This window comes from Streptomyces sp. NPDC048248, assembly GCF_043201875.1.
In the GTDB taxonomy this organism is placed as follows: Bacteria; Actinomycetota; Actinomycetes; order Streptomycetales; family Streptomycetaceae; genus Streptomyces.
In genome coordinates this window covers 193,574-215,411 of the sequence record NZ_JBICZL010000006.1, presented here as the reverse complement: position 1 = coordinate 215,411, position 21,838 = coordinate 193,574, and the positions used below count along the sequence as shown (strand labels likewise).

Genomic DNA, 21,838 nt, shown 5'->3' with positions numbered 1-21,838 from the left:
GGCCGCAACGGCATCAGGCGTTCGCGGCAAACCACCCGTTCGGCCGCTCGTGTGCGGCGATCATTCGGCCGTACCGCAGACGAACGGGCCCTTCAGGGGGACCATCACCCCCGAAGGGCCCGAGGCGATCGTCGGGTGCGGCTGCCCCGGCGACTTAGCGGGAGAAGGCGTGGTTGAACTGACCGCAGGTGGTACCCCAGGTCTGCGGCACGGCGAGAACGCCGAGCGGGAGGTTGTTCTCAACCACCGTCTGCGGGCTGCACTCCTGGTACGGGCGGTACAGGTCGTTCACCTGCGTTCCGCCGTGGGCATAGGCGGTGCCGACGCCGGCACCGATGGCGGACAGACCGCCGGCCGCTGCGGCGACGATCGCGACCTGCTGAAGCTTGCGCATGGAACCCTCGGTCCTTCGTTACCTTGCATGGAAACCTGATTGCCAGGTGTGATCGCCCGGACACTAGCAGTAGTCATCGCGCGCGTTCCACTCCGCTGCGCACTCTGCGTCGACCCGCGACAGCTCCCTTCGCACGTGCATATGACGCCCTTATGCGGCCACGCATCATTCAGCACGAGACCGGAGTGGAGCGGGAGTTCGGGAACATCGACAGGGGACGCAGTTAGCACAGCCGCTCAACTCCCCTGATTTCAAGGGTTCATGACCTCCAGAACGCCTTGAGCGCGGCCCCCGGAAGGCCGATTTACTGCCCGAGGGATCAGGAACATCACGTGGCCACCAAGCCCTCCTGGGTGAAGGGGCGCAGCCTACAAACAACACTCGTCAACCCAGCGCGATCCGCCACGCCGTGACGTCAACTCGCGTTTACATTCCGAGCGAAAGCCCGCCACAGGAGCAAGAGCGTCACACAACCAACGGGAAGTGAAACCGGTAGCTTCGCGAAGCCCCCCAGTGGGCTTATCTTCATTTCAACGCACGTCCGTACGGAATGCGCCGCCGCACACATGAGGCACCGTCCACCCGGACCTCGTTCACCAAGGGCTCGAACAGGCTGCGTCCGCGATCGCCCGGACCGGACCGGACCGTCCCGGCTCGGTGCCGGTGAAGAGCACGGCGGGCCTGGAACATCGGAGCGACGGATCTTCGGCCCTGCACGTCACGACGCGCTCCGCAACCGGACCATCGGCGAGGGCCACCCCGTTCGATCCCACCCACTGCGCCCCCTTCGCGGCCCGGAGCTGCAGCGCCGGTGGCACCGCTCCCGCTTCACCCAGCAGCTGTTCAGTCTTCGCGCAACAATTGGCGGCACTCCAGAGACAAACGGGTGACTGTCCACCAACTGCCGTGACCAGAACGGGGGGACACCTCGTTCCCCCACAGGGAGTGGCGAGCGTGTTCGCCACGGCTACGTCCTCAATTTCGCCAAGGGGCCTGCCCTGCGGCCCTCAGCGGAAGTTACCGACGTCAGGGGACATGCCATAGAGGCTCATGGGACACCTTCCGGCACCACAGGGGAGTGATGAAATCCGTCGTCCGCGCCGAGGCGGCTAAAGCGTGCCGCGGTGGCGCCGTCGCAGATCTGCGAGAGAAGGCCCTCTCTCGTAGTCCCGACACGATGCGCGATACAGGGTGAAATCCACGATGGCTACTTTTTGCCTGCCTATATTCACCCTCAGTAGTTGCACCTGTCAGCGTCATTCACCCGCAGTGAAGGATCAAGAGTTCCATGCGCAAAATTCAACGAGTCGCCATCATCGTCGCAGCGGTCGGCTGTCTGTCCAGCCTCGGTGCCGGCGTCAGCATTGCTGACGGGACCGGTGCCGGCCCGCAGGTAACCGCGTGGTCCGTCACGCAGTCCGCCGCAGGGGCTTCTGCACAGGGCGCCCCGCAGGCCCAGGCCCCCCAGGCCGCCCCCCAGGCTCAGGCGCCGCAGGCGGCACCCCAGCCGGCGCCGCAGGCTCAGGCTCCCCAGGCCGCCCCCATGCCTGCCCCGCAGGCCGCTCCGCAGCCGGCTCCGCAGGCTCAGGCCCCGCAGCCCGCGCCGCAGGCTCAGGCACCTCAGGCCGCCCCGCAGCCTGCCCCCCAGGCTCAGGCCCCGCAGGCCGCCCCCCAGCCCGCGCCGCAGGCTCAGGCGCCCCAGGCCGCCCCCCAGCCTGCCCCGAAGGCTCAGGCCCCCGCCCCGCAGGCCGCACCGCAGCCTCAGTCGGACGGCCCCCGCAAGATCGGTGTCGCACAGAACACCCAGTGCAAGTCGCACGACCTGAACATCAACATCCTCGGCCAGGTCGGGCTGCTGAACGGTGCGTTGGGCAACGCGCTCAACGGTGAGGGCTCGCCGGGCGCCCAGCGCAGCCACCAGGGCTCGCGCATGGGCTGCGACAACACCGCCCTCAGCAAGTAACGAGGACGGGTTCTGGTGTCCGAGCCTCGGCTCGAACACCAGCGCCTGTTTCTCGGCATTTTCCGCCCGGGCGATGACCACTTCGCGGACGTCACCGCCCGGGCATCAAACACAAAGGACGCAGCACATGTTCAGTCGGAAGAAGATCGCAGCCGTCACAGCGCTCCTGGGCGGACTCGCCGTGACCGGCGCCGTCGCCCCCCAGACGCAGGCCGCCGAAGCCCCGGGCGGATGCGCTCGCGACGTCCAGCTCAACAAGGTCTGCGCCAAGAAGAGCGAGACCACTTACACCACCAAGGACGGCAAGGTCGTCATCAAGCAGAAGCAGAGCTGCTCGACGGACTCCCGGCAGCGCGTCGCTTGGCCCGAAACCGGCCTGGTGAACAAGCAGTCCACGGAGATCGGCCCGCAGATGGACTGCTCCAACAAGGTGCCGCCGCTCAAGGGCTTCAAGAAGCCTCGCATCGTGTTGTGAGCTGCACGCATTGATGGCCGGGCCGGGGCGACCCTGAGCCCGGCTGCGGTGTTTGGGGGCCACGGAGCGCAGTTCCTGCCAACCGGACGGGGCCAATCAGCCGCGCGCGCCAGTGTGATTGCCCGGCCCTCGGGGCGCCGGCCCTGACCGACGACAGCTCCGCTCGGTGCGCACCTCGCCACTGTGTCTGCCGCCCGTAGGACGCTGGATCGGCCCTGCGCACGTACAGCGCGCCCACCCGGATGAAGCTCCCACGACGACCCCGTTCTTGAGTCACGGGATGCGGTGCAGGTGTCGGGATGCGGACTTCAACCCGGTACGAACCGGGGGGCGACTGTTGGCAGGCAGTTCCTCCGCGTGAACTACCGCCAGGAGCTACCCTGCGCGGACTGCCGCGTGACGCCTTGCCGACAGGATGAGCCGCGGGCGAGCCAGAAGGGCACGCCAACTTGGCACAACGCGCCCTTGATCACTCTGAGCATGCGTGCCTTGCTCCCGTAAGTGGACCGCTTCCTCAGACGCACGGGTGGACCTGAGCCACCCGGCGGAAGTCCGCAGACGGTCATGGGATTTCGTGCTCGCCCCGTGCGGGCAATTGGGCGCGACGAGCCCTAGCGGCCCTGTTCATGGCGGACATGACGCACATGAGCAGGATCGCTAGGGCTCGTTGATTATGGGTGCGCGGCAGCCGGCGGCACTTTACGAATGACATCCCGGGTGTTCTTTTCGCGTTTCACAGTCGGCCGCGAATCAAATTCCTGTGATGCCGTCGCCCGCCCTGCCAAATACCCTGGCCGCCGGGCGGAAAATGGTCGCCTTCTCCCCGGCTCTCCGCCGGCGGGGAGAATAGCTATCCCTGAAACGGAACTCTCCGGGAAGCCCCGCCAACGGGCATTCAGTCCCCATTTCGACTCGGGCCTGAAGACATGAATAAGTTCCGGTGTCCGGCCACCTGGCCGGACACCGGAACTCAGTCTTGCTTACTTGCCGAAGGCGCTGTTGTCGCAGCCGACGGTCGACCCGAGGTGGGTCTTCTGCGCGCCCGGCGAACCCTCACCGTTCAGCAGGTTGCCGCCCAGGCCGTTCGCGATGCCGACCTCGCCGAGGACGTCCACGTTGGCGTCGTGCGAGGTGCACGAGGCGCTCTGCTTGATGTCGAACTTGCCGACGGGCCCGCCGTCGGCGATGGCGGTGCCGACGCCGAGGAGGCTGACGCTTCCGAGGAAGGCGGCCACGGCAACGGCCTTGTGAAGCTTACGCATTTCATCTCCGGGTGGTTGAGCTGTGCGTTCTGTGATGTACCGACTTCGTACAGTCAGGAAGGTTAATGCGGAATCCCCTGAAGTGGCCCAGCGACGCGCCGGGTTGTAGAGTGAGGAGTTTTGAACTTCCGGGAATTTGGTGTGGTTCAGGGCCGGAGGAGGCCTGAACAAACACCGAGCACCGGCGCGCATCACCTGTTCGGGCGCACGTCACCGAATTCTTCGGCAACACAGGGACGATCTCTGGAGAGTGGGCGGGCCAGCAAGGCTCGTCCCCGCTCAGTCATTGCCTCGGCGCGCACTTCACAAACCCCGCGGTCGCTGTACGCCAGAGACCCAACCCTGGCCGCGCCACCGCTCAGTGGAATAGATCCTTCAACACACAATCGGACCTTTAGAGTTCACCTCGCGCTCCTCAGGCCTCCTGGTTGCTCAGACGCTGCCCGTCACCGTCAACGCGATGGCGAGATGACCCTCTTCGCAAAAATGGGATATCCCGCCTTACGGACAAGTCGGCGCGGACGCCGCTCCAAGTCGGCAGAGACCGCAGGGCCATTGGAAGCCTCACTTGAGGTGGGAATGATCCGCGAACGACGAACGGCAGACGGACAGCGAGCAGAGCACCCAAGGCCTCGGTGGATCGACCGCCCCCAGCGAATCACTCACGCGGTCAAGCAGATCTCGCCCCCTGCCCCGTCGGGCGAACGCGGCGCAGGCTTGGCGGGTTCGGTGAACTCTCTGCATGCGGGCGCCGGCCACCGCGGCGACTCCCACTGTCGAATCAGCTCCACAGACGGAATCAGACGAACTGTGCGCGTACTCAACACGGATTCGTAGCGCCGCCATCTGCCCTCCCGCGATCAGGTGACCGCTTCGCGTGGACGACGACGACTGCCCGACATGAGTGGAATGGTGGGGTGCGCCAGCAGCATGCCAACGCTACGTAATGAAGCAGGAGCCGCTATGCGCCGCACACTCGCCACCCTCCTGGGAGCCTTCGCCCTCGCAGGAGCCCTCTCCTTCCCCGCCCACGCCGATGTTCCGGGCACGGGCATCGCCGGAGTCCTCGGCGATCCCGTCAAGGCCGCCTCCGGCGTCGGACCTCTGCAGGTCGGACAGCTGCCGTTGGACTCACTGCTCGGCTGAAGCCGATCGGCCTGCCCCCGCAGGACACCCGAAACCTGCCGCAACGCCACCGAGCAAGGTGCGGTTTCCACAACTCACGTGCAGCAGGGCGTAAACACGGCGGTCGCGGCCGCGAGATGTCCATCAGGGTGCCTGCGGGGGTGTTCGAGAATGCTCCTCCACCTGACATCATCCGGTGTGATTTCCACCAGGAACATCTCTCCGTAAAAACAGACTTAGCGTCACTCTTCGGCCTCGCGAGCGCAGATATCAAGCCGAAGGAGTGATCGAAATGCCGGAATCAGAGCTTTCCTCCTCGGTGCTCGTTATGTCTGTGCGGTCCGTGGATGTGACCGCACCGTCAAGGAGGAGTCACGTGATCAAGAAGGTCATCGCCGCTTCGGTTGCCACCGGCGGCCTGCTGCTCGCGAGCGCGGGAGTGTCCGTTGCCGACGCCGATGCCCACGGGGCCGCCGTCGGTTCTCCCGGCGTCCTGTCCGGCAACCAGATCCAGGCGCCCGTCGATATCCCGGTCAACGTGTGCGGCAACACGGTGGATGTGGTCGGAGCGCTCAATCCCGCCTTCGGCAACGACTGCGTCAACAAGGGCAAGCCGCCCGTGCACCACCACAAGGTGAAGGAGCACAAGCCGAAGGAGGAGCGCCAGAAGACGCCGCCGTCGCCGGCCGCTGCTCCCAAGCCCGTGAACCACCAGCACAGCGCGCCCGTCGTCAAGCCCGCACTGGCGAAGACCGGTGGCGAGGGAACCGCCCTGGCGATCGCGGCCAGCGTCGGACTCCTGGCGGGTGGCGTTCTGCTCTACCGCCGGGGTCGCGACGCGGCCGCGCGCGTCTGAAGGTAGGTCAACGCCCGCTCGCGGCAGCGCGGGTGGGCACGGGTGGGGTGTCACGCAGAGCGTGGTGCCCCACCCGAAACCGGCAGGGACGGGAGCTGGTGAGCAGTCCTGCCGTGAGGCAATAACGCGCCGCGAGAAGCGATGTCGGACATGACGTCAGCACGTGTGGCGATCTGTCGCTGCTTGTCCGCCGTCCTGGCTGATCGGCGGCCAGTTGCCAGCCATGATGATGGAGCCGCCTGTCCCAGGTCGACACCTGGGGCGGGCGGCTTCCTTCATTCCCAAGGGCACGCGAGGTTGTGCGTGGGCTGCGCCGAACAGGCGTCAAGGCGAGCCCTCTGGCGCTGAAGACCGACGCCCCCACACGTGTGAAGGATGGGACAGAGCAGGGGCGGTGCTCCCGGTGGCGGTCCCGCCGTGGTCGGCAGCGTCAGCGGCAAGGGTGGCGACGGCTGCCATGGGCGGGAACGCCGCTCAGGCGGCGTGACTGCCGACGGGAACCTTGGCGGTCTCGTGGCGGATCACGTCGCGGAACAGGGTGACGCGCGCGCTGACATCCTCCTGGGGGCGCCGGGTGTGCAGGGACGCCGGGTCCGGGGTTCCGATGTCGAGGGAACCGAGCAGCTGCTCGCCTTCGACCAGGCCGAGCACCGCACGGGCCGACGCGGAGCGGGCCAGCCGGCCGGTGCGCCAGATGCTCCCGTAGCCGCGGGAGTGCAGGAGCAGCATCAGGGAGTGCGTCATGCAGCTCGCGGCGGCAAGCTGCTCCCACTCCGGGATGCGGTGTCCGGCGTGGGGGGAGAAGACCAGGATCGCGGTCAGTGGCGCGCGGTGGAGCTTTGCGGTGAGCTGGCGGGCATTCTGCTCGTCCTCCGCGTCCTCGGCGAGGGCGTTGCCCAGGACGTCGCGGTCGTCGCCGCGCAGCAGGACAAACCGCCAGGGCCGCAGCCGGCCGTGGTCAGGGGCGGCGCTGGCGTCCCGGACGAGGTGGATGAATTCCTCGTCACCCGGGGAAGGCCCGTCGAGGACTTGCTGGCTGCGCCGGGTGAGTATCGCGGTCGTGACGTCCATGGTCCGTCCTTAGTCGTCTTCCTGGTGCAGGGCGGGGATTTTCGTCCTGGGCGGGACTCCGTGGGGAGAAGCGACCAAGCCGGGTGCGGCGCGGAGGGGACGGGTGCGGGAAGAGGGCTGTGTACGAGACCCTCGACCGCCTCGGGCAGGACCCGTCGCAGTCACCGGGCTCGCTACGGCTGAAGATGCTGTTCCCCTGCCCCCGCGTCGACCATCCCCGCGGCAAGCGTCGCGCCGTCCTGCGGGTCGATGAGCAGGAACGAGCCGGTACGTCTGTTCTCCAGGTAGTCGTCGACGGCGAGCGGCTCGGCGGTGCGAATCCGTACGCCGCCGATGTCGTTGACGGAGAGACCGTCCTGGCAGGGCAGCCGGCGGGCGTCGGTGACGTCCATGCTGTAGTCGATCCGTTCCACCACCGCCGGGACCGTCCTGGTGGTGTGTTTGAGCAGCACGCGCTGTCGGGCGCGCAGCGGGCGATCGTGCAGATGGCACACCTTGGCGGTGATGTGCCGCAGCATCTGTGGAGCAGGGCCCGCGGTCAGCATGTCGCCCCGGGAGATGTCGATCTCGTCGGCGAGTCGGACGGCCACCGACTGCGGTGCCCGCACGCTGTCGGTCGCCTTGCCGAGCACGCTGAGACCGACGACCGTGCTGGACTCCCCGGACGGTTGCACGACGACGGGGTCGCCGACCTTGAGGAGACCGGAGGCGAGTTGTCCGGCCGACCAGCGCTCCACCACCTGCCGGCGCTCCGAGGGGTGCCGGATCACGTACTGCACCGGCAGGCGCAGCGGCTTGCCGATCGGCTCCGTTCCGACCGGCACGTTCTCCAGGTGGGACAGCAGCGTATCGCCGTCGTACCAGTCCATCCTGGTCGAAGGTTCGACCACGTTGTCGCCGGTCAGCGCCGACATCGGGATGGCAGTGACATCCGCGATGCCCAACTCGCGCGCCCGCTGGGCGAACTCGTCCGCGATCGCGGTGAAGGTGGACTGCTGGTAGCCGACGGTGTCCATCTTGTTGACCGCCAGCACGACGTGCGGCACTCGCAGCAGTGCCGCGATCGCCCCGTGCCTCATCGTCTGCGCGACCACGCCGTGGCGCGCGTCGACCAGGATCAACGCCAGGTCCGCGGTGGAGGCACCGGTGACCATGTTGCGCGTGTACTGCACGTGACCAGGGGTGTCCGCGAGGATGAACCGCCGCGCGGGCGTCGCGAAGTAGCGGTAGGCCACGTCGATGGTGATGCCCTGTTCCCGTTCCGCCCGCAGGCCGTCGGTCAGCAGAGCCAGGTCGGGGCCGTCCTGCCCGCGCCTGCGGGACACCTCCTCGATGGCCGTCGCCTGATCGGCCAGGACGGACTTGGTGTCGTAGAGCAGCCGTCCGACCAAGGTGGACTTGCCGTCGTCGACCGACCCACAGGTGGCCAGCCGCAACAGGCCACCCGAGAGCCGGCCGGTGGAGTACGTCTGATCTGCCGCTTCCGCGACGCCTGCTGACATGTCTAGAAGTACCCTTCTCGTTTGCGGTCCTCCATGGCTGCCTCGGACAGCCGGTCGTCGGCCCTGCTCGCGCCGCGCTCGGTCACGCGGCTCGCGGCGATCTCCGCGATCACCTCGCCCACCGTCGAGGCGGACGAATCGATCGCGCCGGTGCAGGACATGTCACCGACCGTGCGGTACCGGACCCGGCGCTCGCACACGGTCTCGTCGCCCCGGGGGCCGCCCCAGTCGCCGGGCGCCAGCCACATGCCGTCGCGCTGGAGCACCTTCCTCCAGTGCGCGAAGTAGATCTCCGGCAGTTCGATGCCTTCGTGCTCGATGTACTGCCAGACGTCCAGCTCGGTCCAGTTGGACAGCGGGAAGACGCGGAAGTGCTCACCGGACTGGTGGTGACCGTTGTAGAGCTGCCACAGTTCGGGCCGCTGCCGGCGCGGCTCCCAGGCACCGAACTCGTCCCGCAGGCTGAACACCCGTTCCTTGGCGCGCGCCTTCTCCTCGTCGCGCCGGCCGCCGCCGAACACCGCGCCGAATCGGCCGTCGCGGATCGCGTCCAGCAGCGGAAGGGTCTGGAGCGGATTGCGGGTGCCGTCCGGGCGCTCGCGGAGTCTTCCGTCGTCGATGTACGACTGCACGGATGCCACGTCGAGCCGGAGACCGTGCTTCTCGACGATCCGGTCGCGGTAGGCGACCACCTCGGGGAAGTTGTGGCCGGTGTCGACGTGCAACAGGGAGAACGGCAGTGGCGCCGGGGCGAACGCCTTGAGCGCCACGTGCAGCATGACGATCGAGTCCTTGCCGCCGGAGAAGAGCAGCGTCGACCGGTCGAACTCCCCCGCGACCTCGCGGAAGATGTGGGCCGCCTCGGCCTCCAGCATTTCGAGGTGTGTCAGCGGGGGCACCGGATCCACCCGCGGGCCGAGGCGTACGGGACGGCCGGTGGGCACGGTCTGCGCGGGGGCGGTCACGACAGACCTCGCGCCGTGAGCAGTTCGCGCACCTGCCGGATCGACTCGTCGACATTCTGATGCTGTGTGTGCACACGCAGATCGGGGTCGACCGGCGCCTCATAGGGGTCGTCCGCGCCGGTGAGGCCGCTGAGCTCACCTGCCGCCTGCTTGGCGTAGAGGCTCTTGACGTCCCGGTCGGCGCAGATTTCCACCGGGGTCGCCACGTGCACCTCGATGTAGGGGACGCCGCGCGCCGCGTGCAGGTCACGGACCGCCGCGCGGGAGTGTGCGTAGGGAGCGATGACCGGCACCAGCACCGTGACGCCGTGCTCCGCGAGCAGCCCGGCCACGTAGCCGATCCGCCGCACGTTGGTGTTCCTGTCCTCCTTCGAGAATCCCAGGTCCGCGGAGAGGGCGGCACGCACCTCGTCACCGTCGAGCACCTGAACTCGCTGTCCACCGGAGCGCAGTCGCTCGGCGAGACCCACCGCGATGGTGGTCTTGCCCGCGCTCGGCAGCCCGGTCAGCCAGACCGTGCCGCCCCGCCACTCGGGTGGTGTGCCATTCGGTTCGCTCATGTGCGGATCTCCCTTTCACGTGGACTGTGGGTCGGCGCCCCCGCGCAGGGGATGCGCACTGTGGTGCCGGCCCCCGCGCGTGCTCGGCTGACGGGATCGGGCCCGTCGAAGCGGATGCCCGCTGCGACCTCGGCCGGATTGCGGCCGCAGGTGACGGCGGTCAGCGGATGGATGGTCACGGTCTCTCCGGTTGGCCGGGGCTCACAGAGGATGGAGACCGGGGAAGGTCAGGCCGAGGCTCTCTGGGCGGCCCATGCGGATGTTGAGGCATTGCAGGGCGTTGCCGGCGCCGCCTTTGACGAGGTTGTCCAGGGCGGCGATCGTGGTCAGGCGGCCGGTGTCCTCGTCCACCGCGTAGCCGACGTCGCAGTAGTTGGATCCCAGGAGGATCTTCGGGTCGGGGTAGCGGAAGATGCCGCGTTGGTGCGCGACGATGCGGACGAAGGGTTCCTCGGCGTACTGCTCGCGAAAGGCCCGGCGCACGGTCTGCTTGTCCACGCCGGGGCGCAGGGTGGCATGGCAGATGGTCTGGACCCCGCGGACCGCTTCGACGCCGGTGGCGGTCATCGCGGCCGGCAGGCCGAGGTGCCGCGTGATCTCGGCCTCGTGGCGGTGCCCGGTGGGCGCGAACACCCGCATGGCACCGCTGCGTTCGGCGTGCAGGTTGGCCGGGCCCGCGGTGGCGCCCGAGCCGCTGGAGCCGGTGCGGGCGTCGAACTGAGCCCCTCGCTCCAGATCGATCAGATCACGGGCGACCAGTGGGTAGAGGGCGAGTACGCCGGCCGCGGCCATGCAGCCGGGAACACTGATCAGGTCCGCGGTGCGCAGGCTCTCGCGGTGCAGTTCGGGAAGACCGGGCACGAAATCGTCCAGCAGATGCGGGGCCTGGTGCTCCTCGCCGTAGTAGCGCTGGAAGACTTCGGTGTCATCGAGCCGGAAGTCCCCGGTCAGGTCGAAGACGAGCTTGGACCGCTGGGACCAGTGATCGATCTGGGTCATCGCCACCCGGTGCGGCAGCGCCAGGAACACCGCGTCGCACTCCTCGACCTCGTCGGCCGAACAGAACGTCAGATCGGTGGCGGACCGCAGATTCGGATGCACACCATCGACCCGTTTCCCCGGGAAACGGGACGAGACCGCGCCCACCACCTCGACCTCGGGGTGTCCCAGCAGCAGCCGTAGCAGCTCCCCGCCGATATAACCGGCCGCACCGGCCACCGCAACCCGTATCACGACCTCACCCCCCGCACCGAAACACTCCGACCCACCACCACGGCTCCCTCCGGTCCGAACCAAAAATCCATACGAAAGGAAACTACGAACCCGTCCGTCTCACCCGCGTCCGCGACAAACACATTCCGAAGGAGGCACCGGACTTATTCTCCTGCCGCGCGGCTAAGCGCTTCGATTACTCGACGCGAACCCCACCTGTACCAGTCTTGAATTCGGGCCCATATCGTGACGCGGGCCGTGAGAACCGAGGATCCGTCCCGGAGAACCGAGGCCATGGGTAGGGGAAAGCGTGCCGGCACCGAGGCGGCAATGCCCTCTCGAGCGAGTCTCACGCAGGACACCGTGTGTCGCGACCGGACGTCCAAGGCCGCCGTCGCCGGACGCCCGGTTTCCCTCGCGCCGCATCTTCCGAGCGGGCGCGAGCAACGACACTCGGACTCCGCGGCGCGGGCGGGTGTGGCACCTTCGTGACGTCAGCGGCCATCAAGTCACCGAAAGAGACGGACCAGATGAGGGTCACTCAGAATCCTGACTTCCGGCGGCTGCGGGCCGCTCAGGGCGTCAGTCAGATAGGCAGCCAGATCGGCATCCTGGCGCTGCCTCTCGCCGCGCTCCAGGTGCTGCACGCCAGCGCGTTCGAAGTCAGTGTGCTCGTCGCCGCGCAGGTCGTGCCCTTCCTGCTGATCGGTCTGCCTGCCGGGGTCTGGATCGACCGAATGCGCCGAAGGCCCATCCTGATCATCAGCGACCTCGTGCGTGCGGCGCTGCTGCTCACCGTCCCGCTGGCCTACGCGTGTGACCTGCTCACGATCGGCCAACTCTATGTGGTCGCTTTCGGCCAGGGTGTCGCGACCGTGTTCTTCGACGTCGCCTACCAGTCATATCTGCCGGATGTCGTCGATGCCGATCAACTGACGGACGGAAACGCACAGTTGGAGCTCGCGCGGTCCGCGTCGCTGCTCATCGGCCCCAGCGCGGGCGGCTGGCTGATCTCGGCGCTGAAGGCCCCGGTCGCGCTGTGCGCCGACGCCCTGTCCTTCCTGTTCTCCGCGTTCATGGTGTCGCGCATCCCGCAGGACCGGGAGAAGCCGGTGGCGAGGGGGCGCCGGGCGACCTGGTCGGTTCTGCGGAAGGAGGTCGGCGAGGGACTGACCTTCGTCCGTCGCCACCGTCTGCTGGCCCCGGTGGCCGGAGTCGGGGCGCTCCTCAACTTCTCCTACGGCATGGTCGGGGCCATTTTCACCACTTACGCGGTGCGTGAACTGGGCTTCTCCGCCGCCAAGCTCGGCACGGTGATGGCCATCGGCGCTCTCGGCGTCGTCCTGGGGGCCCTCGTGGTCCGAAGGCTGTCACAGCGCCTGGGCACCGGACCGAGCATCGTGCTGGGTGCGCTCCTCAACGGCGTCGGCCCTCTCTTCACCCCCGCCGCGCCCGCCTCGGCCTCTGAACTGGTCATCACCTGCGGCGTGTTCGTGCAGTCCTTCGGCGTGGTGCTCTTCAACGTGAACCAGGTGAGTCTGCGTCAGAGCATCACCCCGCGACCGCTCATGGGCCGCATGACCGCCACGATCCGGTTCGTCGTATGGGGGACGCTTCCCGTCGGATCGCTGTGCTCCGGCGCGCTCGCCACTACTTTCGGCCTGCACCGCGCCATGTGGGTGTCGGCGGCGGTCGGCGCCCTGGCGTTCCTCGGGGCGTTGCTCTCCGACGTCCGGACGGCGGGCACGAAGAACGCTCCGCTGACGCCCGCGGCGTCCGAGGCCCCGGCCGTCGGCGTCCCGAGCATCCCTGACGCCCCGGTGGAGAGTTGACCTCGGTGGTTCAGCGGAATTCGGCTCCGGTACCCGACCGGCAGGACGGTACACCCGCGCCGACGTCATGTGCGTCGCGACAAATGCATTCGCGTGAACACATCATGTTGACCTTTCTCGCCTGCGGCTAAGCCTCCCGTTTATCTCGACGCGATCCCCACCCGTGCCACTCTTGCTGCTGGCCCGTATTTCCCGTGCCAGCCCTGAATTTCAGCCCTGGAGGTCGCGGCGTGAAATCCGTACTCATCCTCTCCAAATGGGATGCCGGCGGAGTGGCCCTTGCCGCCGAACAGCTGCAAGCCCGCGGTCTGCGGTCGGTACTGATATCCGAACTTCCCGACAGTCAGCACCGCGACAGATGCGATGACCATGTCCTGGTGGACTGGGACAGCGAGGATCTGCCCACGCTCATCACCCGACTCGACAGGCGCGGCATCGTCCCCCTCGCGGTCATCAACCTGATCGAACCGTTGCTCCCCTGGCAGGGCGGCCTGACCGCGCACTACGACCTTCCGGGTGCCGGCGCCGACCTCGATGTGCTGGCCAGCAAGACGCTGGTCCGAGACCGCATGCGGGCCCTGGGGCTGTCCACCATCGGCTACTGCGGCGACCCGGCGGACGTGGACTTCTTCCCCGCCATCGTCAAGCCCTCACGTGAATCCACGGCCTCGCGGCTGGTTCGCCGCGTGGACAGCCCGGCCGAGCTCCTCGCCTACCAGCGCCACCTGACGGAACGCGGCTTCGCCGACACAGAAATGATCTACGAGGAGTATCTGCCCGGTATCGAGTTCTCCGTGGACGGCCCCGTCGTGGACGGCCGCTTCCATCCGGTCATGGCGGTCGAGAAGCCCGACCACGACGACGTCAGGCACCACGACGCGGGGCTTCGGATCCATCCGCCTCAGCAGGATCACGTGCGTCGTGGTGTGAGCGTCCTGAGCGAGAGGATCAGCGCGCTCTGCGCCGACCTCCACCTCGACCAGCTCTGGCTGCACATTGAGGGCCGGACCGACGAAGACGGCCGGACGGAGCTGGTGGAGATCAATCCCCGGTTCGGCGGCGGCATGTATCCCACGGCGATCCAGAGGGTCAGCGGGATCGACCCGATGGAGGCGGTTGTCTCCATGTCGCTGCGCGAGTTCACACCGGAGCGGCTGGGCCCGCTTCGCGACCGGCCGATCATCGGCTGGGTCGATGTGGAAGCGGACCGGCTCGGCCGTGTCGAGATCAGCACCACGGAGGAGGACCTCTGTGCGCTGCCGGGCGTCATCAAGGCGGTGGTCGTCGACGGCTACGAGGTCAGCGACTTGGAGCAGGAGAACTACTTTCTCCGTTTCGCGATCACCGCCGATTCCGTGAGCCAGTTGCGTGCCCGTGCGGAGAGCGTTCTGAGCACCGTCGGTGCGTGGCACGTCACGTGAAACGTTCGTGACGTCGTGACCAGCCACTGCCAAGGCGAGGACGGCAGCCGCTTCTTGGTGGAGCTGACAAGGGCTACAAGGGCGCCCGGAGCGGTCACCGAGAGCGCGTTGATGACGGTGACGACCGTAGGCCCGGGACCGCTCCATCGCAGGAAGTGCTTGGGAGAGGTCCCGTTCCACTTCGAGGAACCGGTGAGCCGGCGGGAAACCCTCGGCGAGGTAGCCGAAATACGCAGCTGCCGGAGAGAGAAGTCAACGCAATGCGTCCCGTCGATAAACTCGTCACGGACGCACAACGCCTCTGCGTGCCCGTAGCGTCCCTACAACGCGACAGACGACATTTCACTTTCGGGTCCATCAGTGGCGCTACCCGGGTAACGACAGGAAAGCCGTACTCGCCGGCGAGGTCGACGCAGAGCGAAACGCGCCTTCGTCGCAGAAGTCCGGCTCGACACCCCGTCCCCGGCACTGACCCCCGCGCTGCTCGCTTGTCCGACAACCGCGACCCTGATCAAAGGAGATCGAGAGAATGGGTGGGCCGAATTTTTCGCTTGGTAACGTGCGTGACGACCTGCTCCGGGCCGGCGATGACTGGGACAAGTTCAGTCAGTTCTGGGAAGGCCTGCCGCTGGACCCGCACATGGGAGACGGCGGTACGTATCGACGCCGTAAGCACTCCGTGGTTTCATACGTGGTCGACGACGGCACCATTCGGCCGGTCGACCAGGACGGTTTTCTCCAGAGCAAGGAGATAAACCGGCTGAACGGCGGCATCACCCGCCGCTTCGAACCGATCGAACAGGCGCTGCTCGACACTTCCGTGTTCCGGCGGATGCTTGCCCATTTCGTCGCACGCATCGCGGAGACCACACCCGACGGTGAACCCGTTGCTCCTGTCCGTCGGATCAACCTCCATCAGCACCGCATCGTCGCCACCGAGAAGGAACTCGGGAATCCCACCCCGGAGGGAATCCACCGGGACGGCGTCGCGCACATCGTCATGATGCTGGTCGCCCGAAAGGGCATCACCGGCGGGGTCAGCACGCTCTACGACAACGCCGAGTCGCCGGTCCTGACGCACACCCTGAGCAAGCCGGGCGACTACATATTTCTGGACGACCGTACGGGCCTGCATTCCGTGTCTCCCGTACGGGTGGCCCCGTCGACTATGGAGGGGTACCGCGACATGTTCTTCCTGGAGTTCTGCTGACGAAGAAGGACTCCTGAGTCAGGTACACCCCGACCGGGACGGTGTGGTCGATCGGCTTTGCGTCCACTCCCGCCTCGATCAGCCCTTCCAAGCCGGCGACGGCTGTACGGCATCCGATGGGGTACGGAACGACGAAGCGCCTGGTGGACGGGATCTCGGCCAAGATCACCGTGTCCACCAGGCGCTTCGGGTGCCTGGCCACCCGTCCTCGATCCGCCGGACGGGACTGGGTTCATGCCCACCCTGGAAAAGGGCGTAAAGATCGTCCGCCGCAGGGCGTACCTGATCCTGACCGAGGCCGGGTGGAGTGCTGGGCCGATCGGATCTGTCAGAGCGTGGGCCGGCATATCCGGGTCCCGGCCCGAGGCCGGTGCCAGGTCGTCAGCTGTCCACGATCCTCCGGGTGGTCTGCGCATGGTGCGACGCCCACCGGCCAAGGGAACTGACGGCGCGAGGGCGCCGAGCCGGGCCAGCGGGTCTTGCGGAGCTGAGCACGCTCACCGTCTGATCGCCGCCAGGGCCGCTCCCCCGGCTGTCACTTCCTGGACGTGCCAGCCCGGACAGGCGACACACCAACGTCGTCCTGCCGGCGGGACCAGCTCAACAGCCGTCGATCTCCGTGCCGTTGCAGTGCCGGGCATTCGGATCGCCCTACCTTCCAGGTGAAAAGCGATGTGGGCGGTGCCGGTCCCTGAGGTTCCGTTCGCATGCGGCACGGATCACGTTCCGGGCCGGCACGACGCTTTCATCTCGCGCGCACGGTTCGCATAGCGGGAAAGCACAACCTGAGCGTCTTCACTCCTGAGAGCCGACAGCAGCTCGGACACCTGCTCCTTGCCGCGCACGACGTTGACGGTGCGGCATTGACGGGTGATCAGGACGGAACCCTCGTGGAGCTGCTGGTAGCCGAAGAGCGGTGGGGTACGCATGGTTCTCCGATCGATGAAGGCGAAGGGTTACCTGGTCGGACGGCCGGGCAGGAGGAGCCGCCGAATCTGCAGATCACGGGCACCAACACGACCAGCACGAGGACGGATATCCCCGTCGCGCCCAGGTCGTTGATGTGCACGGAGAGCCCGGTGACCACGAAGCACACGGGCGGGAGCCGGAGAGGTCGACCTCTCCATCCGGTTCTTCAGCAGCCTGTCGACGCGCGATGCGGGACCGTAGAACAGACAGCACCTTCACGACTTGTTCTCCTGTCGATCGAAGAGCGCGTCGACGTGGTCCGTCGATCCCATCCTGATGGCGCCCCGCGGTGTGGACGTGGACGCCGCCTTCACCGGCCGGGAGCCGGAGGGAGCGTCGGGCGACCATCGTGGTTTCGGCGTACGAGGCAGAGCAGTGTTCCAGCTCGATAAACGCCGCCCGGGTGCCGAGTCGCTCATCGAGTTCCTTTCCGCAAGTCCGGCGGGTTCGGCACCGGTTCGCCGCCGAACAGTCTTTTCTCGTCCGCGCCGATCCTGACCGGTCTGCCGCGTGGTAAGGACGCTACGAGCACACCCACACCGTGTGCGTCCGCGGACAATTCATTCACGAGGATGCATTGCGTTGATTCTTCGCCCTTGCGACTACGCGTCACGTTTACCCGATGCTTCCATCACCCGCGAGCAGCAAGGCACCTCGCGGGTGAACCCTCCCGCCCGTGCGACGGATTCGCGGCGTTCGACCTCGATGGTTCGGCCGAACTCGGATCCGATGGCCTATCGGAGCGGCATCAAGGGTGGCACGGCCGGAAGCAGTGTCCAGGTAAGCACGGTGCGTAGCTCCAGGAGAGCAAGGTCAACAGGACGCGTCCCCGTGAATGCATTTATCGCGGACGCACATGAAGCCGGCGTGGCCGTACGGTCCTTTTCAACGTGGCGGACCAGCGGTCCGCTCCGGAATAACCCATTGAAAGGAATTCATCACATGCCCACCATGCAGGCCTGTCCTGAGTGTGAGGACGAGGTGCAGATAAGCCAGTCGGCGCGGCTCAACGAGATCATCGATTGTGCGGGCTGCCGAAGCGAACTGGAAATCGTCGCGCTCAGTCCGGCGGTTCTCGCCCGTGCGCCCGAGGTCGAAGAGGACTGGGGAGAGTAACGGTCGCGCGCAGGCACGCGGCATTTGGCGGGGCTTGGCCCACGGTCCGCGTAGCGGCTGTCGGCCTTCCCCGGCCTGCATTCCATCTGATTCCCGCGAACTGGAGACACCGTGACCACCAGACCGCTGACGGTCATCAAGTGCGGCGGCAACCCGTCCGTCGACGCCGCGGCCATCTGCGCCGACGTCGCCAGACTCGCCGGTGAAGGACAGTCAATCCTCCTGGTGCACGGCGGCTCCGGCGAAATCGCAGGACTGGCCGGGCGACTCGGGGTCCCGCAACGCACCCTCGTCGCCCCCGACAAGGTGTCCACTCGGTACACCGACCCCGCGACGCTGGAGGTGGTCATCCTCGCGCTGGCCGGCGGGGTCAAACCGAAGATCGTCGCGGAACTGTCCAGGCTCGGGGTGGCCTCGGTGGGTCTCACCGGCCTGGACGGCGGCATGCTGCGCGCCCGCCGCAAGTCCGCCGTGCGGTCCGTCGTGGACGGCCGTACGACCCTGGTCAGGGACAACCTCAGCGGCCGACTCTGCGAGGTGCGCACCGACGTCGCCGAAACCCTGCTGCAGTCCGGCTTCGTGCCGGTGGTCTCGCCGCCCGCGATCGACGAGCAAGGGCATCCGGTGAACGTCGACGCCGACCGCGTCGCGGCCGCACTCGCGGCGGCACTCCTCGCCGAGCGGCTGGTCCTGCTGACCGGCGCACCAGGGGTACTTGCCGATCCCGACGACGAGAGCAGCGTGCTGAGCAGCTACGAGGTACCCCCGACCGGTGCGCCCGGCGGGTTCGCCGGCGGTGGCATGGCGCTCAAGCTCGTCGCGGCACGGGAGGCGCTGACCGGTGGAGTGCCGTCGGTCCGCATTGCGGACGGGCGAGTACCGGATCCGGTCAGCCGAGCACTGGCGGGATCCGGCACCGAGGTGACAATGGGCCCGCGGTCCGATTACCTGCTCGACCAGGCCCTTCCGTCCGCGAATTATCCGACTCACAAGGGAAGTAGCTGACGATGCCGAGCAGTTCCCGAGCGCGAACCCAGCGAGTGGCGTTCGTCGACGCGTTCTCGATGGGACGCCACCTCCTGCCCGCGCTGCACCGGCTCGGCATGGAGTGCGTGCACGTCCAGTCGCCGAACCCCGACCTGTACATGGCCCGGCTGCCCTTCCCCGAAGGCTTCGTGGACAACGTTCGGCACCACGGTGACGTCGCTGCGACCGCGTCCGCGCTGCGCGAGCACGGGGTCGGCTGGGTGATCGCCTCCGGGGAGTCGGGTGTCGAGCTTGCCGACCGGCTCTCCGCCGAACTCGGCACTCCCGGCAACGGGGTGAGCCGGTCGACGGCCCGCCGCAACAAGTACGACATGGTCCTGGCCCTGCGCGACGCGGGAGTGGAGTGCGCGGCCACCATCGTCTCGTCCGATGCCGACGAGATCATCAAGTGGGCCGAGACGACCGCGGGCTACCCGGTCGTCCTGAAGCCGGTCGCCAGCTCCGGCACCGACAACGTCGTGGCATGTTCCTCCGCGGATCAGGTGCGCGCCGTCCACGAGAAGATCATGACCAGCACCGACCGCCACGGGAAGCCCAATGCGGTCGCTCTGGCACAGGAGTTCCTGGACGGGGACGAGTACTTCGTCAACACGGTCAGCCGTGACGGCAAGCATCACACCGTCGAGATCTGGCGGTATTTCAAGACCCGGCTCCCCGGCGGCAACATCATCTACGACTACAACGAGCCCCTGGCACCGGACGATCCGGACGCCAGGAAGGTGGAGTCCTACACCCACCAGGTGCTTGACGCCCTGGAGGTCCGGAACTGGGCCGGCCACACCGAGGTCATGATGACCGCCGGAGGACCGGTGCTCGTCGAGTGTGCCGCACGCTTCGGTGGGGGGCAGGTTCCGGACATCAGCAATCGCTGCTTGGGCACCAACCAGATCGACCTCATCGCCCTGTCCGTGGCGAACCCTGCCGAGTTCGACCGACTGCCCACCACCGCGTACCAGTTGCTGCAACGTCTGCGGTACGTGCATCTCATCAACCCGGAGGATCACGGCGTGGCCCCGTCCCACGAGGCGATGGCCGCCATCCGCGCCCTCCCGTCCTACGCCCACGCCGTCACGACGCATCCCGAAGGGGCCCCGCTTCCCCGGACGGTCGACGTCGCGACGCAGCCGGGGTACGTGATTCTCATCTCCGAGGATCCGGAACAGCTTCGTGCCGACTACCGGAAGCTCCGGGAGATCGAGCGTGACCATCTCTACGCCAACAGCTCGCGATAGAGAACCTGCGGAAAGCCTGGGACGGCGCAAGCCGTCCACCCGAGGTCCTTTCCCTTGTGAAAGGACAGGAAGCCGCTGAGTTTCGCTGCGGCGCACCACACGGAGGAGCCACGTTGTCCAGCAATGTCGTACCCACCAGCAGGCGGTTGTCGGTGGTCGCCCGGGGCGCCACCGCCACCGTGGCGATCGCCCACGGGGGACAGCCGGTCGCGGCGATCCACGTGCGCACCGGGGCGGCGGCGTGAGTACCGCGACATCGGACCGGTCGAACGCCGGTGAGCCGCGGTTCCGTGACACCCTGCGCGGTCTGCCCCGCCGGGTCTGGATCATCAGTCTCGGCAACCTGATCCTTCAGGTCGGCACCTTCCTGCCGGTGTTCATCGTGCTGTACCTGACCCAGCGCGGCCATTCCGTCGGGGCTGCGGGGCTCGTGCTGAGCGCGTCCGGTCTGGGCAGAGTGCTCGGCAACGTCATCGGTGGCTACCTCACCGACACCGTCGGCCGACGATGGGCCATTTTGCTGTCCGTCGTGACCACCTCCGCGCTGACCGCGATCGTGCCGTTCATCGGACCGCTCCCGGTGATCATCGCTGTGGTCGGTCTCATCGGCGTGATGTCCGCGATCTATCGGCCGGCCATGGCGGCGGTGCTGGTCGACTCCGTGACGTCCGCACAGGAACGACTCGCCGCCTTCGGGGTGCTCCGGTTCGCCCAGAACATCGGCTCCACCCTCGGTGGCGTGCTCGGCGGTGTGGTGGCCAGCATCTCCTACGTCGGGCTCTTCCTGGTGGAGGCCTCCGCACTCCTGGTGTTCGGCATGATCGCGGCAGTGCTGCTGCGGAAGCCACCGCAGCAGCAGTCCGATCCCGGCACCACGAAAACGCCGGCGGACTCGGCGGTCGGGTACCGGCAGGTGCTCAGCGACCGCACCCTGGTGCGATTCCTGCTGATGACCGTGCTCTCCATGTTCGCGTACATCCAGACGGCCGTCGCCCTGCCCCTGCACGCCACCGACGTGGGTCTGAGCGAGCGTGACTTCGGTCTTCTCATGGCCCTCAACGGCCTGCTGGTGGTGTTGCTGGAGCTGCCCATCACCAGCGTGATCTCCCGGTACCGGCCCGAGCACGTACTGGCCATCGCAAACCTGCTCGTCTGTGCCGGTCTCGCGCTGTCCGGCTTCTCCTCCGGAATGCTCCTGCTGTCGGCGATGGTCGTGATCTGGACGTTCGGTGAGATGGCGTACTCCTCCATCGTCCAGGCCCACCTGGTGAGTCTGACCCCGCCGGGGATGATCGGGCGTTACCAGGGTGCGTACGGCGCCGCGTACGCGATCGGTACGGGCGCCGGACCGGTCATCGGCGGTGCCTTGTACGCCACCGCCCCATGGGTGCTGTGGGCCCTGGTCGGCGTGCTGGGTCTGTTGAGCGCCCAGCTCTGTCTGGGGCTCCGTCGCCCGGACTTGGAAGCCGACGAACCGAGTTCCTGACCTGGAGCCTGCCGGCGCTTCACCGGCCAATGTCCGCTGCCTTCACCGGCTGTGGGGGGGGGGGGGGGGGGGCGGGGCGCCGCCCCCCCCCGGGGGCGGGGGGGGGGGGGGGGGGGGGGGGGGGGGGTGTGGGGGGGGGG

At 67.5% G+C, this 21,838-nt stretch carries 19 protein-coding genes and 1 pseudogene; 12 read left to right on the top strand and 8 right to left on the bottom strand.

Going from position 1 to position 21,838, the window contains the following annotated elements; translation table 11 throughout:
• Nucleotides 1-154: 154 nt before the first annotated feature.
• Nucleotides 155-394: a hypothetical protein gene (locus ACGFZW_RS14610; protein ID WP_393893444.1), complete on the bottom strand. Its 240-nt coding sequence runs from the start codon at nucleotides 392-394 to the stop codon at nucleotides 155-157.
• Between the two features lie 1,288 nt (nucleotides 395-1,682).
• Between ACGFZW_RS14610 and ACGFZW_RS14605 the strand changes: the two genes are divergently transcribed.
• Nucleotides 1,683-2,357, top strand: a complete 675-nt coding sequence (locus ACGFZW_RS14605) for a hypothetical protein (protein WP_393893692.1) — start codon at nucleotides 1,683-1,685, stop codon at nucleotides 2,355-2,357.
• 127 nt (nucleotides 2,358-2,484) lie between these two features.
• Entirely contained in the window at nucleotides 2,485-2,832 is a 348-nt protein-coding gene (locus ACGFZW_RS14600; protein ID WP_393893443.1) for a hypothetical protein, read from the top strand.
• A 980-nt stretch (nucleotides 2,833-3,812) separates the two neighbouring features.
• On the opposite strand, the gene ACGFZW_RS14595 is transcribed toward ACGFZW_RS14600, so the two are convergent.
• Nucleotides 3,813-4,094 carry a hypothetical protein gene (locus ACGFZW_RS14595; protein WP_393893442.1) on the bottom strand — a complete coding sequence of 94 codons (282 nt, stop codon included), beginning with the start codon at nucleotides 4,092-4,094 and terminating at the stop codon, nucleotides 3,813-3,815.
• 963 nt (nucleotides 4,095-5,057) lie between these two features.
• On the opposite strand from ACGFZW_RS14595, the gene ACGFZW_RS14590 reads away from it, so the two are divergent.
• Together ACGFZW_RS14590 and ACGFZW_RS14585 are read left to right on the top strand one after the other, a co-directional pair.
• Nucleotides 5,058-5,240 carry a hypothetical protein gene (locus ACGFZW_RS14590; RefSeq protein WP_393893441.1) on the top strand — a complete coding sequence of 61 codons (183 nt, stop codon included), beginning with the start codon at nucleotides 5,058-5,060 and terminating at the stop codon, nucleotides 5,238-5,240.
• A 355-nt stretch (nucleotides 5,241-5,595) separates the two neighbouring features.
• Nucleotides 5,596-5,823, top strand: a pseudogene (locus ACGFZW_RS14585) (chaplin); the annotation flags it as partial.
• Nucleotides 5,824-6,549: 726 nt separating this feature from the next.
• Here ACGFZW_RS14585 and ACGFZW_RS14580 read toward each other — a convergent pair.
• From ACGFZW_RS14580 to argC, 5 genes are all read right to left on the bottom strand, one after another.
• Nucleotides 6,550-7,146 (bottom strand): nitroreductase, encoded by a 597-nt coding sequence (locus tag ACGFZW_RS14580; protein ID WP_393893440.1) that lies wholly within the window; start codon nucleotides 7,144-7,146, stop codon nucleotides 6,550-6,552.
• 173 nt (nucleotides 7,147-7,319) lie between these two features.
• Nucleotides 7,320-8,648: a sulfate adenylyltransferase subunit 1 gene (locus ACGFZW_RS14575; protein ID WP_393893439.1), complete on the bottom strand. Its 1,329-nt coding sequence runs from the start codon at nucleotides 8,646-8,648 to the stop codon at nucleotides 7,320-7,322.
• Between the two features lie 2 nt (nucleotides 8,649-8,650).
• A complete protein-coding gene (gene cysD, locus ACGFZW_RS14570; RefSeq protein WP_393893679.1) occupies nucleotides 8,651-9,523 on the bottom strand; it encodes a sulfate adenylyltransferase subunit CysD in 873 nt (290 codons plus the stop codon).
• Between the two features lie 86 nt (nucleotides 9,524-9,609).
• Complete coding sequence (gene cysC, locus ACGFZW_RS14565; protein WP_393893438.1) at nucleotides 9,610-10,173, bottom strand: adenylyl-sulfate kinase; 564 nt, start codon at nucleotides 10,171-10,173, stop codon at nucleotides 9,610-9,612.
• A gap of 201 nt (nucleotides 10,174-10,374) precedes the next feature.
• Nucleotides 10,375-11,406 carry an N-acetyl-gamma-glutamyl-phosphate reductase gene (gene argC / locus ACGFZW_RS14560; RefSeq protein ID WP_393893437.1) on the bottom strand — a complete coding sequence of 344 codons (1,032 nt, stop codon included), beginning with the start codon at nucleotides 11,404-11,406 and terminating at the stop codon, nucleotides 10,375-10,377.
• Between the two features lie 509 nt (nucleotides 11,407-11,915).
• Between argC and ACGFZW_RS14555 the strand changes: the two genes are divergently transcribed.
• From ACGFZW_RS14555 to ACGFZW_RS14545, 3 genes are all read left to right on the top strand, one after another.
• Nucleotides 11,916-13,217 (top strand): MFS transporter, encoded by a 1,302-nt coding sequence (locus ACGFZW_RS14555; RefSeq protein WP_393893436.1) that lies wholly within the window; start codon nucleotides 11,916-11,918, stop codon nucleotides 13,215-13,217.
• Nucleotides 13,218-13,447: 230 nt separating this feature from the next.
• The gene (locus ACGFZW_RS14550; RefSeq protein WP_393893435.1) at nucleotides 13,448-14,638 is read left to right on the top strand and encodes an acetyl-CoA carboxylase biotin carboxylase subunit family protein; all 1,191 of its coding nucleotides are present in this window, start codon (nucleotides 13,448-13,450) and stop codon (nucleotides 14,636-14,638) included.
• Between the two features lie 559 nt (nucleotides 14,639-15,197).
• The gene (locus ACGFZW_RS14545; RefSeq protein WP_393893434.1) at nucleotides 15,198-15,848 is read left to right on the top strand and encodes a 2OG-Fe dioxygenase family protein; all 651 of its coding nucleotides are present in this window, start codon (nucleotides 15,198-15,200) and stop codon (nucleotides 15,846-15,848) included.
• 719 nt (nucleotides 15,849-16,567) lie between these two features.
• Here ACGFZW_RS14545 and ACGFZW_RS14540 read toward each other — a convergent pair.
• Complete coding sequence (locus tag ACGFZW_RS14540; RefSeq protein WP_393893433.1) at nucleotides 16,568-16,777, bottom strand: hypothetical protein; 210 nt, start codon at nucleotides 16,775-16,777, stop codon at nucleotides 16,568-16,570.
• Between the two features lie 982 nt (nucleotides 16,778-17,759).
• Here ACGFZW_RS14540 and ACGFZW_RS14535 point away from each other — a divergent pair.
• From ACGFZW_RS14535 to ACGFZW_RS14515, 5 genes are all read left to right on the top strand, one after another.
• Complete coding sequence (locus ACGFZW_RS14535) at nucleotides 17,760-17,933, top strand: lysine biosynthesis protein LysW (RefSeq protein ID WP_328451071.1); 174 nt, start codon at nucleotides 17,760-17,762, stop codon at nucleotides 17,931-17,933.
• A 111-nt stretch (nucleotides 17,934-18,044) separates the two neighbouring features.
• Complete coding sequence (locus ACGFZW_RS14530) at nucleotides 18,045-18,938, top strand: [LysW]-aminoadipate kinase (protein WP_393893432.1); 894 nt, start codon at nucleotides 18,045-18,047, stop codon at nucleotides 18,936-18,938.
• 2 nt (nucleotides 18,939-18,940) lie between these two features.
• Entirely contained in the window at nucleotides 18,941-20,212 is a 1,272-nt protein-coding gene (locus tag ACGFZW_RS14525) for an ATP-grasp domain-containing protein (RefSeq protein ID WP_393893431.1), read from the top strand.
• Nucleotides 20,213-20,325: 113 nt separating this feature from the next.
• Complete coding sequence (locus ACGFZW_RS14520; protein ID WP_393893430.1) at nucleotides 20,326-20,457, top strand: hypothetical protein; 132 nt, start codon at nucleotides 20,326-20,328, stop codon at nucleotides 20,455-20,457.
• Nucleotides 20,454-21,698 (top strand): MDR family MFS transporter, encoded by a 1,245-nt coding sequence (locus ACGFZW_RS14515; protein WP_393893429.1) that lies wholly within the window; start codon nucleotides 20,454-20,456, stop codon nucleotides 21,696-21,698. The genes ACGFZW_RS14520 and ACGFZW_RS14515 overlap by 4 nt, the downstream gene beginning before the upstream one ends.
• The last annotated feature ends 140 nt before the right edge of the window (nucleotides 21,699-21,838 follow it).